We start from the raw sequence: 11,734 nt of genomic DNA on the forward strand, positions 1-11,734 counted from the left end.
TACACCTTCAGCCCCGATGACTACCGCGATATGGCAGGCATCTGGGAAGGCGAGCAGGCGCTGCCGGGCGATCCGCCGGGCGAACTCGAGATCGTCGAGGGCATGCCGGAAGGCGGCAAGATCCACCAGCTGACCGGCGTCCCGTCGGCCTTCACGCCCGACTACGCGCCGGAGGAAATGTTCGAGATCGCCGAGAAGCTCTACAAGAAGTCTCGGTAGATGCTGGCCGCCGCGCGATAGAAGCAAGGCCGCATACAAAGTCGGGCGGCGCTAGGCCGCTCGATCTGGCCTATTGCTCGTCGACAAATCGGTAGCCGACACCGGGCTCGGTGCGGATGATCGTTGGATGCGCCGGGTCGCGCTCGATTTTCTGCCGCAGTTGACCGACGAAGACGCGCAGATAATGCAGGTCGTCGCCATGCGCCGGCCCCCAGACCGAGGTCAGCAGCGTCTTGTGCGTGACGACGCGGCCGGCATGACGCGCGAGAAGGACGAGGAGATCATATTCCTTGGGCGTCAGCTTCACCATCAGGCCGTCACGCGTGACCAGACGGCGCACCGTGTCGATCTCGACGCCATCGACCGACACGGTTTCCAGCTCGCCGGACTGGCGCCGCCGATGGCGAAGCGCCGTGCGGATACGCGCCGTCAGTTCGCCGATCCCGAACGGCTTTTCGATATAATCGTCGGCGCCGAGATCGAGCGCGGCGATCTTCTCGCTCTCGCGGTCGCGTGCTGAAAGGATGATGATGGGAATCTCGCTCCAGCCGCGCAGCTTCGCGACGACGTCCTTGCCGTCCATGTCCGGGAGGCCGAGGTCGAGGATAACGATGTCAGGCGCGGTCGTGGCCGCGAGCTTCAGCGCTTCGGCGCCGGTCGCGGCCTCGATCACGTCATAGCCCGCCGCCGCCAAAGCCGGCCGCAGGAAACGCTGGATCTGCGGCTCGTCGTCGACGACCAGGATCCGATCGCCGCTCATGGCAGGGCCGCTATCGTCTTGCCGGGCTCCGGCAGCGGGAAGCGGATCACCATGCGCGTGCCCCGACGGCGCTGGGCCGGACTTTCCGCGTGGATCGTGCCGCCCATCGCCTCGACAAAGCCGCGCGCGATCGAAAGGCCGAGCCCGGTGCCCGGCGCGCGTCCGTCGGCCTTGCCGCGCCGATAGAACTTGTCGAACACGGTCTCCAAATCCGCCTTTGCAATTCCGCTTCCAAGATCGGTGACGGAGATGACGATCGCATCCGCCTCACGCCTCGCATAGATCCTGACAGGTTCGCCAGCCGCATATTTGGAGGCGTTGTCGAGGAGATTAAACAGAACCTGGCCCAGCAGGACACCGTCCCCCTGCATTAGCGGCAGGTCCGCCGCGATGCTGGTCTCGACCACCAGGTCGGGGAAATAGCGCCGGCAGCGCTCGACCGCGGCGCGGATCACATCGGCGACGTCGAGCCAGTCGCGCCGCACCTCGAGCGATCCGGACTCGATCCGCGTCATGTCTAGGAGATTGGCGACGAAGCGGCTGAGGCGCGCGCCCTCTTCCTCGATCGTCAGCAGCAGGTCGTCACGGCTTTCCGGTTCCATGCGGTCGCCGAGTTCGCGGAGGCTTGTGACGGCACCCGTGATGGTCGCCAAGGGTGTGCGCAGGTCATGCGAGATGGACGAAAGAAGAGCCGCGCGCAGCGTTTCGCTCTGCAGGCGGGTCGCCTGAGCGATGCTTTCATCCGCGAGGCGAGCGCGGTCGATGGCGATTGCGGCCTGGTCCATCACGGCAAGCAGCATGCGCTCCGACTGGCCGTCGATCTCCTGCCCGCCCCAGCCGATGCCGCAGACGCCGACCACGCCATGCGGGCTGCTCAACGGACGGAACTGATAGGCGCTGGCCGGCAGCGTGCCCGTCCGCTGACCGGCCGGCTCGTTGTGCTCGAAGGCCCAGCGGCCGGCGGTCATGTCGGTCACGTCGAGTTCGGCGTCAGGCGGCCAGGCTGCGGCCGTCGTCAATTCCTCGCCATTGGGCATGAGCAGCACGGCTGGCCGGCCGAAACTCTCATTGAGCTGGGAAACGGCCGCCCAGAGCACATCTTCCGTCCGTGCGGTCCGGGAGAGCTTTCGCGCGAAATCATAGAGCGACTGCACCGCGACGGCTCTTGCGCGCGCCATCTCGGCCTGTTCGCGGACCCGCGAGGCGAGCCCGCCTGCGAAGAGCGCCGCGACGAGGAAGACAGTGAAGGCGAAGACCTCGTGCGGCGACGCGATCGTGAAGGTGTAAAGCGGCTGGATGAAGAAGAAATTGTAAGCGAGACCGGAAAGCACAGCGGCGATGAGCGCCGCGACATGGCCGGCACGGATGGCCGAGACCACGACGGCAAGCAGAAAGAGCAGCGAAACGTTGGACAGCGGCACCAACCGTCCGATGGCGACGCCCAGCGCCGTGGCAAGCGCCACAGAGGCCACGGCGTGGGCAACGGCCGACACCTGCACGAACAGCCTGCGTCGCGGACGCGCCGGACGCGGCTGCTCGTCACGTTCCTCGGTAATCAGATGGACGGCCAGCCCGCCCGCCCGCGCGACCAGCGCCTCGCCAAGCGTCGGGCCGCGAAACGGCCACCAGCGTCGGCGAATCTTGGAGCCAACGACAAACTGCGTGGCATGCTCGCTGCGTGCGAGTTTCAGCAGATCCGACACGAAATCGGTTGAGACCAGCCGCCGCGTCTCGCCGCCGAGGCTTTCGGCAAGGCGGAACAAGGCATCGATCCGTGCGGGATCGTCGGCGCGCACCTCGTGATCCGCTCGCTCGAGCGAAACGACGATGAAGGGCGCGTTGAGACCCGAGGCCAGCCGGCTCGCCGTTCGCACCACACGCTCGGACAGCCCATCCGGCCCGATGCAGACGATCAGCCGCTCGGAACTGGCCCAGGCGCCCTTGATGGCGTGCCGCTTCACGTAATCGACCACGTCGTCGTCGACGAGGTCGGCGGTACGTCGCAGCGCCAGTTCGCGGAGCGCGGTCAGATTGCCGAGGCGAAAAAACAGCTCGCTGGCTCGCCGGGCATTGTCGGGCAGATAGACCTTACCGTCCTTCAGTCGTTCGATGAGTTCGGCCGGCGGCAGATCGACCAGCACGACCTCATCGGACTTGCTCAGCACGACATCAGGCACGCGCTCGCGGACCCGCACGCCCGTGATGTCGGCCACGACGTCGGCCAGGCTTTCGAGATGCTGGATGTTGAGGGCGGTCCAGACATCGATGCCGGCACCGAGCAGTTCCTCGATGTCCTGGTAGCGCTTGGGGTGGCGCGAGCCCGTCGGATTGCTGGCGGCCAACTCGTCGACGATCATGACCCGGGGATGGCGCGCCAGCGCCGCGTCGAGGTCGAAGGCCTCGATTCCGCGGTTCTCGGCAGCCGGCCGCCGCGGCAGCACCTCGAGACCGGCCAGCAGAGCCGCCGTGTCGGCGCGGCCATGGGTTTCCACAAGGCCGATCACGACGTCGATTCCGCTGTCGCGAAGCCGGCCGGCCCGCGACAGCATCGCATAGGTCTTGCCGACGCCGGGCGCCGCACCGAGAAAGACGGTCAGCCGACCGCGGCCTTCTGCGCCAGCCGAGGCCAGCAGCAGATCCGGATCGAGCCTCTCGTCATTCCCTTTGCGGTCCGACATGACGGCGGATCAGCCTTGCAGTTTATCGAGCGCCAGATTGAGCTTCAGAACATTGACGCGCGGCTCGCCGATGAAGCCCATGAGCCGACCCTCCTGAACCTCCGCGATGAGATCCCAAACATCCTTCTCGCTCAATCCGCGGGCCGCCGCTATCCGTGGAGCCTGTACATGGGCGAATTCCGTCGAGATATCGGGATCGAGGCCGGAGCCGGACGCGGTAACGGCGTCCGCCGGAACCGGGCCCGTCACGCCTGAAGCGCGCAGCTTCGCGATATTGGCGGCAACCGTATCCCGCAGCTTGGCCGAGGTCGGGCCAAGATTGGAGCCGGATGACGCCGATGCATTATAGGCGTCAGGCCCGGTCGCGGAGGGGCGCGGCCAGAAATAGCGATCCGAGGCGAAGGACTGCCCGATCAGTTCAGAGCCGACGACGATGCCGCCGCGCTCGATGAGGCTGCCACCGGCCTGCCGGGGAAAGGCGAGCCCGGCGATGCCGGTCATCGCAAGCGGATAAGCAAGACCGAGCAGAAGGGTGAACAGCGCCGTCAGCACGAGCGCGGGCCGGATGTGAGTGAGCATGGCTACACCAGATGGAGGGCGTTGACGGCGAGATCGACGAGCTTGATGCCCGCGAAAGGCAGGACCAAACCGCCGAGGCCGTAGACAAGAAGATTGCGACGAAGCAGCGCCGCCGCGCCGACCGGACGATAGGAAACGCCCTTCAATGCGAGCGGAATGAGTGCCACGATGATCAGCGCGTTGAAGATCACGGCGGACAGGATGGCCGAGCGCGGCGATCCGAGCGCCATGATATTGAGGGCGGCGAGCGCAGGATAAGTCGCGACGAACAGCGCCGGAATGATCGCAAAATACTTCGCGACATCATTGGCGATCGAGAAGGTCGTCAGCGAGCCGCGGGTCATCAGCAGCTGCTTGCCGATTTCGACGATCTCGATGAGCTTGGTGGGGCTTGAATCGAGGTCGACCATATTGGCTGCCTCCCGGGCAGCCTGTGTGCCGGTCTGCATGGCAACGCCGACATCGGCCTGCGCCAGGGCGGGTGCGTCGTTGGTGCCGTCGCCGCACATGGCGATCAGCCGGCCGCCCTCCTGTTCCTTCCGGATATAAGCGAGCTTGTCCTCGGGTTTCGCCTCGGCGAGGAAATCATCGACGCCGGCTTCGGATGCGATCGTCGCGGCCGTGACCGGATTGTCGCCGGTGACCATGACGGTGCGGATGCCCATGGACCGCATCTGCTGGAAGCGCTCCTTGATGCCCGGCTTGACCACATCCTTGAGATGGATGACGCCGAGCAACCTTTCGCCATCAGAGACCGCGAGCGGCGTCCCGCCGCTGCGGGCTATCCGGTCGACATCGGCCTGGAACGCAGGCGGGATGCGATCGGGGCCGATGCCGGCAAAGCGCAGAACGGCATCCACCGCCCCCTTCCTGATGCGCCGTCCGCCGATATCGACGCCGGACAGCCGCGTCTCAGCTGCGAAGGGAATGATCGCGTCGGGCGTCACATCGAGAGACGAAATGGCATATTCGCCCTTCGCCAGCGCCACGATCGAGCGGCCTTCGGGCGTCTCATCGGCAAGGCTCGCGAGCAGCGCGGCCTCGGCGATATCCGCGTCACTGACGGCCGGAGCCGGCAGGAAATCGGTCGCCATGCGGTTGCCGAAGGTGATGGTTCCGGTCTTGTCGAGCAGGAGCGTATCGACATCGCCAGCCGCCTCGACGGCCCTGCCCGACGTGGCGATGACGTTGAACCGTACCAGGCGGTCCATGCCGGCGATGCCGATCGCCGAGAGCAGGCCGCCGATGGTGGTCGGAATCAGCGTCACCAGCAGCGCGGCGAGCACGGTCACAGACAGGACCGTGCCGGAATAGAGGGCAAGACCCCAGAGCGTCACGACGGCAATCAGGAAGATCAGCGTCAGGCCCGACAACAGGATCGACAGCGCGATCTCGTTCGGCGTCTTCTGGCGCTTCGCACCTTCGATGAGGGCGATCATGCGATCGACAAAGCTCGACCCCGGCGCCGTCGTGATGCGGATCTTCAAGCGGTCAGACAGCACCTGCGTTCCGCCCGTCACGGCGGACCGGTCGCCGCCCGCCTCGCGGATCACCGGCGCGGATTCTCCGGTGACGGCGCTTTCGTTGACGGAGGCGATGCCTTCGATGACTTCGCCGTCGCCCGGGATCAGCTCCCCCGTCTCGACGAGCACGACATCGCCGATTCTCAAATCCGTTGCCGCGACCGTTTCCGTGGCCTCGCCTTGGGCTGCGAGCCGGCGGGCGGAAAGGTCTGAACGGCTGCGCTTCAGGCTGTCTGCCTGTGCCCGGCCGCGTCCTTCCGCAACGGCCTCTGCAAAGGTGGCGAACAGCACGGTGAACCAGAGCCAGGCCGCGATCTGCCCGGAAAAGCCCGCCTCCTCATGAACCAGCAGATCGCGCACAAAGAACAGCGTCACGAGAGCCGCGACGATCTCGGTCACGAAGATCACAGGATTGCGCATCAATTGGCGTGGATCGAGCTTCGCGAAAGCGGAGCCAACGGCCGGAACGAGGATCGCCGGATCAAGAATTCCGGATGCCCGGTTCTTGGCCGCGGCCGGGCGATGGGTGGACGACATGATTGTTCCCTTCAGTAAGTCTGGCCGGCCAGCGTGGCGAAGTGTTCGACGATCGGGCCGAGCGCCAGGGCCGGAAAGAATTGCAGGCCACCAAGGATAAGGATGACGCCGATCAGAAGACCGACGAAGAGCGGCCCATGCGTCGGAAAGGTGCCGCTCGAGGCGGGCGCCCTGACCTTGGCTGCGATCGAGCCTGCAATGGCGAGGACCGGGATCACATAAGCGAAGCGGCCGAGCAGCATGGCGATGGCGAGCGTCGCGTTGTACCAGGGCGTGTTGCCGGAGAGGCCGCCAAAGGCGGAGCCGTTGTTGCCGGCCGCCGAGCTGTAGGCATAGAGAATCTCGGAAAGTCCATGCGGCCCGGGCGTGCCGATGCTGGCGACGCCTGCGGGGATCATCACCGACACCGCCGTAAATCCGAGGATGGCCAGCGGAAGGATGAGCACGGCCAGCATCGCAAACTTCATCTCGCGGCCGTCGATCTTCTTGCCGAGCAGTTCCGGCGTGCGGCCGACCATCAACCCGGCGACAAAGACGGCGAGGATCGCAAAGACGATCAACCCGTATAGTCCCGACCCGACGCCACCCGGCAGCACTTCGCCGAGCTGGATCAAGAACATCGGCACGAGGCCGCCAAGTCCGGTCAGCGAGCCATGCATCGCGTTGACGCCGCCGTCGGAAAGTCCGGTTGTCACCGCGGCATAGAGCGCGCTCGCCGACTGGCCGAAGCGCACTTCCTTGCCTTCCATGTTGCCGCCCGACGCATCGAGCCCGAGCGCCGTCAGGATCGGATTGCCCTGTGCCTCGGCCCAATAGACGACGCCAACGCCGACGATCAGCAGGATCGCAATGGTCGCCAGGAAGGCCCAGCCCTGCCGGCGCTCGCCGACCATCTGGCCGAAGGTGTAGACGAGGGCTGCCGAGACCGAGAGCATCGCGAAGATATTGAGAAGGTTCGAAAGCGCGGTCGGATTCTCGAACGGATGCGCGGCATTGACGTTGAAGAAGCCGCCACCATTGGTGCCGAGCTGCTTGATCGCCTCCTGGCTCGCGACCGGCCCCAGCGCAATGACCTGATGCGCCCCCTCAAGCGTCGTTGCCGTGATCGAGGCGCCGAGCGTCTGCGGCAGTCCCATGGCGATGAAGACGACCGTCACCACAATCGCCAGCGGCAGCAGCACGTAGAGCGTCGCGCGAGTGAGGTCGACCCAGAAATTGCCGAGCGTCTTGGCCTTGGAGCGCGCGAAGGCGCGCGTGAGCGCCATCGCCATCGCGATCCCGCTGGCGGCCGACAGGAAGTTATGCACGGTCAGCCCCGCCATCTGGCTGAACTGGCTCATGGTCGTTTCACCAGCATAGTTCTGCCAGTTGGTATTGGTCAGAAAGCTGATGGCCGTGTTGAAGGCCAGATCCGGCGCGACGCCGGTAAAGCCTTGCGGATTGAACGGCAGAAAGGCCTGAAGACGCAGGATCGCGTAAAGCGAGACAAAGCCCGCGATCGAGAAGGCGAGCATGGCAAACGCGTAGGCGAGCCACCCTTGCTCGCGCTGGTCGTCGACGCCAGCGAGCCGATAGAACCCTCGCTCGACGGGTGCGAGCACGGGCGAGATGAATGTGCGCTCGCCCTGGAAGACGCGCGCCATATAGAGGCCGAGCGGTTTGATCACCGCAAGGACGGCAAGGAACAAGGCTGCGATCTGCAGCCATCCGACGAAGGACATGAAACGCTCCGAACGCCTAGAATTTCTCAGGATGAAGAAGCGTGACGATCAGATAGGCGGCGACCAGCAACGCCACGCCGAGGCCGATGAGTGGCTCGATCATCTGGGCCTCACGAAAGCCGGGTGAGCAGCCGGCCGTAGGCGCCGAGCGCCAGAAGCGAGCCTATGCCGATGAAGAGAAAGATGACGTCCGCCATGGCGCGTCTCCCGATGTTGATCCGGGCCGAGCATGTCGCGGAATGAGGTCAGCGATCGATTGCGGACATCGGGTCGCCGCATCAAGAAAAGATAAAGGATCAGCCACGGCGCTGGGCTGGGGACGCCCGTGAAATCGGGGCGGCCCGCTCGTTTTCGACCTAACGGTCGAGGGTCATGCAGTTCAGCGCATGGGCTGCCGATTTGTCGCCAAACATTAGGCGCATCTCCGGCCACGTACCGAGGTCGACGGCGCGCGCGACGGCGGCCTCGATCATGGCCGACGCCGCTGCCTGCGCGTCGGCGTCGCCTTCCGCCAGCGCATGTTCGATCCTCTCGAAAACGCTACTGATGGCATGCGCGTCACCCGCCTTGAACTCGTCCGCCAGCCGATGGCCGAGCGCGAGCAGAAGGACGGCCGAAGACACCTCTTCCGGCGCCCAATGATCGACCGCCGCATCGCGGGCGTCTTTGAGCGCGGGCGACGCTTCCGCCATTTGGTCGATGAACGGCGTATCGGTTTGCTTCATAAGCTCGGAGCCCCACTTTGCCTTGAGCCATCAAGATGGGGCGGTGGGCGGCGAAGTCTAGGAAAACCCGGACTCCGCGCAGATGAATGTGGGCGATGCTGCGCCCACTCAGCCCCGACGTGCCGCCTCAATCGCCGCGATGTCGATCTTCGTCATCGTCATCATCGCGTCGAAAGCCCGTTTCGCCTCATCGCCGCCAGCGGCGAGCGCATCCATCAGTGCGCGCGGCGTGATCTGCCAGGAGAGGCCCCATTTGTCGCGGCACCAACCGCAGGCGCTCTCCTGCCCGCCATTGCCGACGATGGCATTCCAGTAGCGGTCGGTCTCTTCCTGATCATCGGTCGCGATCTGGAATGAAAAGGCTTCGCTGTGCTTGAATGTGGGCCCGCCATTGAGGCCGAGGCACGAAACGCCCGCGACCGTAAACTGCACGGTCAGGACGTCACCCTGCTTGCCACCTGGAAAATCGCCGGGGGCGCGATGAACCGCCTCGACGCTGCTGTCCGGAAACACGCTCGCATAGAAGCGCGCCGCCTCCGCCGCCTCGCCGTCATACCAGAGGCAGATCGTGTTCTTGGCCATTGGACGTTCCTCCCTGTCGGCCACGATCGATTATCGTCCGAGATGGGGCGGAGGCCAATGACCTTCACGGCGATGAAGATTGGCCGTGCTTACCGTCCGTTTCCGTCAAAATCCGTCGGCAAATGCCAATTACAAGCGCAACGGAGCTGAAACCAATCGATGACATGGTCGCCTCAAGGAATGGCGCCTGATCGATGGACACCCGTTCGCCTGCGCCTTGTTGACGGAAAAAGCCCATGAAGAACTTGTCCATACGCCAACGAATCCTCGTGAGCTTCCTGGCGGTGCTCGTGGTCCTCACGGCGATGGCCGGCACTGCCTATTACTGGTTCCTCCAGACCGAACGCGAAGCGATCGTCGTGGAGGCCGATTCGGTTCCGGCGCTTGCTGCGAGCCTGAGGATGCGCGCCGCCTGGAACGAGGCGCACAGCCTGCTGCGGGAACTCGCGCTCAGCGAGGATGCCGCAGCGCGAGCCCGCGCCGTCAGCGCCATCACCGCCAACCGTGAGGCAATCAATAGCCTGATCAGCGCCTACAAGCAGACGATCGACACCGATCAGGATCGCCAGAACGACCTGACATTGTCCGGTCTCGGCGAGGACTATCTCTCCGCCGAGAACGCCCTGATCGCCTCCGCGACATCGGGTGCGTCAAGCCAAACAATTCTCGCCGCGGTCCGGCGCGATCTCGAACCGAGGATCAGCAAGATCGGCGATGCGATCGACGCCATGGCGGCCTATCATCAGGCGGAAACGACCTTCTCGACGCAACGCATCGTCTCGATCGTGCGTTCCGCCGAACTCGTGCTCGCCATCGGCTTCGTCATCGCGGTCATTCTGGCGATGCTTGCAGGCTATTTGCTGTTCCGCGCCATTACGGTCCCGCTCGGCAGGCTGCTCGGGCTTGTCGAGGTGATGCGCCAAGGCGATTTCAGTCGTCGGCTCCAGCTCGATCATCGCGATGAGTTCGCGACCCTCGCCGACGGATTTAACGGCATGGCCGACGATCTCACCACCCTGATCGGCCAGGTTCAGCGCTCCAGCATTCAGGTCAACACCTCGATCACCGAGGTCGCGGCGACGTCGAAGGAGCAGCAGGCGACGGCGAACGAGATCGCTGCCACGACGACCGAGATCGGCGCGACGTCGAAGGAAATCTCGGCAACCTCGAATGAACTGGTTCGGACCATGGACGAGGTCTCGGCCGTCGCGGAGCAGACCGCGACGCTGGCCGGCGGCGGCCAGGCGGGGCTCGCCCGTATGGAAGCCACCATGCGGCACGTCATGGACGCAGCCAGCGCCATCAATGCCAAACTCGCGGTGCTCAGCGAAAAGGCCGGCAACATCAACCAGGTCGTCACCACCATCACGAAGGTCGCCGACCAGACCAATCTGCTGTCGCTGAATGCCGCCATCGAGGCCGAGAAGGCGGGACAATATGGCCGCGGCTTTGCCGTCGTCGCGACCGAAATCCGCCGCCTCGCCGACCAGACCGCCGTCTCGACCTATGACATCGAGCAGATGGTCAAGGACATCCAATCCGCCGTGGCCGCAGGCGTGATGGGCATGGACAAATTTTCGGAAGAAGTGCGGCGCGGCATGACCGAGATGCAGCAGGTCGGCGGCCAGCTCAGCGAGATCATCCAGCAGGTGCAGGGACTTGTGCCGCATTTCGAGATCGCCAACGAAGGTATGCAGGCTCAGGCGACGGGCGCCGGCCAGATCAGCGAGGCTCTCATGCAGCTCTCCGAGGCCGCACAACAGACCGTTGAATCGCTGCAGCAATCGACGCTTGCCATCGACGAACTCAACGAGGTTTCAAACGGTCTACGCAGCGCGATCTCGCGGTTCAAGCTGCGTGCCTGATCGGCCGAAGTTGAGGGCTAGCCAATGCTGTTCCTGATGTTCCGCATCGGCAAGGACCGCTACGTCCTGGACGCCGAACAGATCGAGCAGGTCCTGCCCTTCATGGCGGCCAAGGCCCTGCCGGGCGCACCGGAGGGTGTCGTCGGCGCAATCAACTACCATGGCGCACCTGTCCCGCTGATCGACCTTTCCAGCCTCGCTCTCGGCCGGCCGTCGGCAGCCGTCATGAGCACGCGGATCATTCTCATCCGCTATCCTTCCGCCGAGGGAACGCAGCGGCGCCTTGCCCTGTGCGCGGAGCGGATCATCGAAACGGTCGCGCGGGAGGCGTCCGATTTCGTGCCGACGGGCGTCGAGGCGGGAACGCCGGCCTATCTCGGCCCGGTTGCCTCGGATGCGGACGGGCTCATCCAGTGGATTCGCGCCGAGGCCCTGCTAACGCCCGAGATCCGTGCCATCCTGTTCCAAGATGGCGGGGCAGAGATTTGATCACCACCGACATCGAAAAGCTGCTCCACGCCGCGATCGGCATGAATGCCGAGTCC

General features: G+C 64.9%; 11 protein-coding genes and 1 pseudogene. 3 read left to right on the plus strand and 9 right to left on the minus strand.

The window, feature by feature from the left end; genetic code table 11:
• A pseudogene (locus tag BUB39_RS00005) lies at positions 1-219 on the plus strand (manganese catalase family protein); the annotation flags it as partial.
• A 70-nt stretch (positions 220-289) separates the two neighbouring features.
• Here the strand turns inward: BUB39_RS00005 and BUB39_RS00010 are convergent.
• From BUB39_RS00010 to BUB39_RS25085, 9 genes are all read right to left on the minus strand, one after another.
• A complete protein-coding gene (locus BUB39_RS00010; protein ID WP_073050821.1) occupies positions 290-979 on the minus strand; it encodes a response regulator in 690 nt (229 codons plus the stop codon).
• A complete protein-coding gene (locus tag BUB39_RS00015; RefSeq protein ID WP_073050822.1) occupies positions 976-3,657 on the minus strand; it encodes a sensor histidine kinase in 2,682 nt (893 codons plus the stop codon). Before BUB39_RS00015 ends, BUB39_RS00010 begins: the two co-directional genes overlap by 4 nt.
• Positions 3,658-3,666: 9 nt before the next feature.
• Entirely contained in the window at positions 3,667-4,236 is a 570-nt protein-coding gene (gene kdpC, locus BUB39_RS00020; protein WP_073050824.1) for a potassium-transporting ATPase subunit KdpC, read from the minus strand.
• Positions 4,237-4,238: 2 nt separating this feature from the next.
• On the minus strand, positions 4,239-6,296 hold the full coding sequence (kdpB, locus tag BUB39_RS00025; protein WP_073050825.1) for a potassium-transporting ATPase subunit KdpB: 2,058 nt from the start codon (positions 6,294-6,296) through the stop codon (positions 4,239-4,241).
• An 11-nt stretch (positions 6,297-6,307) separates the two neighbouring features.
• Positions 6,308-8,017 carry a potassium-transporting ATPase subunit KdpA gene (gene kdpA / locus BUB39_RS00030; RefSeq protein WP_073050826.1) on the minus strand — a complete coding sequence of 570 codons (1,710 nt, stop codon included), beginning with the start codon at positions 8,015-8,017 and terminating at the stop codon, positions 6,308-6,310.
• A gap of 16 nt (positions 8,018-8,033) precedes the next feature.
• On the minus strand, positions 8,034-8,120 hold the full coding sequence (locus tag BUB39_RS25945; RefSeq protein WP_073050827.1) for a potassium-transporting ATPase subunit F: 87 nt from the start codon (positions 8,118-8,120) through the stop codon (positions 8,034-8,036).
• 253 nt (positions 8,121-8,373) lie between these two features.
• Positions 8,374-8,742, minus strand: coding sequence for a hypothetical protein (locus BUB39_RS00040; protein ID WP_073050828.1), 369 nt, complete (start codon positions 8,740-8,742; stop codon positions 8,374-8,376).
• A 108-nt stretch (positions 8,743-8,850) separates the two neighbouring features.
• Positions 8,851-9,324 carry a VOC family protein gene (locus BUB39_RS00045; RefSeq protein WP_073050829.1) on the minus strand — a complete coding sequence of 158 codons (474 nt, stop codon included), beginning with the start codon at positions 9,322-9,324 and terminating at the stop codon, positions 8,851-8,853.
• A 64-nt stretch (positions 9,325-9,388) separates the two neighbouring features.
• Positions 9,389-9,577, minus strand: a complete 189-nt coding sequence (locus BUB39_RS25085; protein ID WP_139251289.1) for a hypothetical protein — start codon at positions 9,575-9,577, stop codon at positions 9,389-9,391.
• Between BUB39_RS25085 and BUB39_RS00050 the strand changes: the two genes are divergently transcribed.
• Together BUB39_RS00050 and BUB39_RS00055 are read left to right on the plus strand one after the other, a co-directional pair.
• Positions 9,561-11,189 (plus strand): methyl-accepting chemotaxis protein, encoded by a 1,629-nt coding sequence (locus tag BUB39_RS00050; protein ID WP_073050831.1) that lies wholly within the window; start codon positions 9,561-9,563, stop codon positions 11,187-11,189. The two genes, BUB39_RS25085 and BUB39_RS00050, sit on opposite strands and share 17 nt — an antisense overlap.
• Before the next feature lie 24 nt (positions 11,190-11,213).
• Positions 11,214-11,678 carry a chemotaxis protein CheW gene (locus BUB39_RS00055; RefSeq protein WP_073050833.1) on the plus strand — a complete coding sequence of 155 codons (465 nt, stop codon included), beginning with the start codon at positions 11,214-11,216 and terminating at the stop codon, positions 11,676-11,678.
• Positions 11,679-11,734: the final 56 nt, after the last annotated feature.

The organism is Kaistia soli DSM 19436, assembly GCF_900129325.1.
GTDB classification, from domain to species: Bacteria; Pseudomonadota; Alphaproteobacteria; order Rhizobiales; family Kaistiaceae; genus Kaistia; species Kaistia soli.

What these genes read in the sequence shown, in the direction of transcription:
- BUB39_RS25945 (WP_073050827.1), bottom strand. Translation starts at nt 8,120, where the DNA reads ATGATCGAGCCACTCATCGGCCTCGGCGTGGCGTTGCTGGTCGCCGCC.
- BUB39_RS25085 (WP_139251289.1), bottom strand. Translation starts at nt 9,577, where the DNA reads ATGGACAAGTTCTTCATGGGCTTTTTCCGTCAACAAGGCGCAGGCGAA.
- kdpC (WP_073050824.1), bottom strand. Translation starts at nt 4,236, where the DNA reads ATGCTCACTCACATCCGGCCCGCGCTCGTGCTGACGGCGCTGTTCACC.
- BUB39_RS00050 (WP_073050831.1), top strand. Translation starts at nt 9,561, where the DNA reads ATGAAGAACTTGTCCATACGCCAACGAATCCTCGTGAGCTTCCTGGCG.
- BUB39_RS00055 (WP_073050833.1), top strand. Translation starts at nt 11,214, where the DNA reads ATGCTGTTCCTGATGTTCCGCATCGGCAAGGACCGCTACGTCCTGGAC.
- kdpB (WP_073050825.1), bottom strand. Translation starts at nt 6,296, where the DNA reads ATGTCGTCCACCCATCGCCCGGCCGCGGCCAAGAACCGGGCATCCGGA.
- BUB39_RS00015 (WP_073050822.1), bottom strand. Translation starts at nt 3,657, where the DNA reads ATGTCGGACCGCAAAGGGAATGACGAGAGGCTCGATCCGGATCTGCTG.
- BUB39_RS00040 (WP_073050828.1), bottom strand. Translation starts at nt 8,742, where the DNA reads ATGAAGCAAACCGATACGCCGTTCATCGACCAAATGGCGGAAGCGTCG.
- kdpA (WP_073050826.1), bottom strand. Translation starts at nt 8,017, where the DNA reads ATGTCCTTCGTCGGATGGCTGCAGATCGCAGCCTTGTTCCTTGCCGTC.
- BUB39_RS00010 (WP_073050821.1), bottom strand. Translation starts at nt 979, where the DNA reads ATGAGCGGCGATCGGATCCTGGTCGTCGACGACGAGCCGCAGATCCAG.
- BUB39_RS00045 (WP_073050829.1), bottom strand. Translation starts at nt 9,324, where the DNA reads ATGGCCAAGAACACGATCTGCCTCTGGTATGACGGCGAGGCGGCGGAG.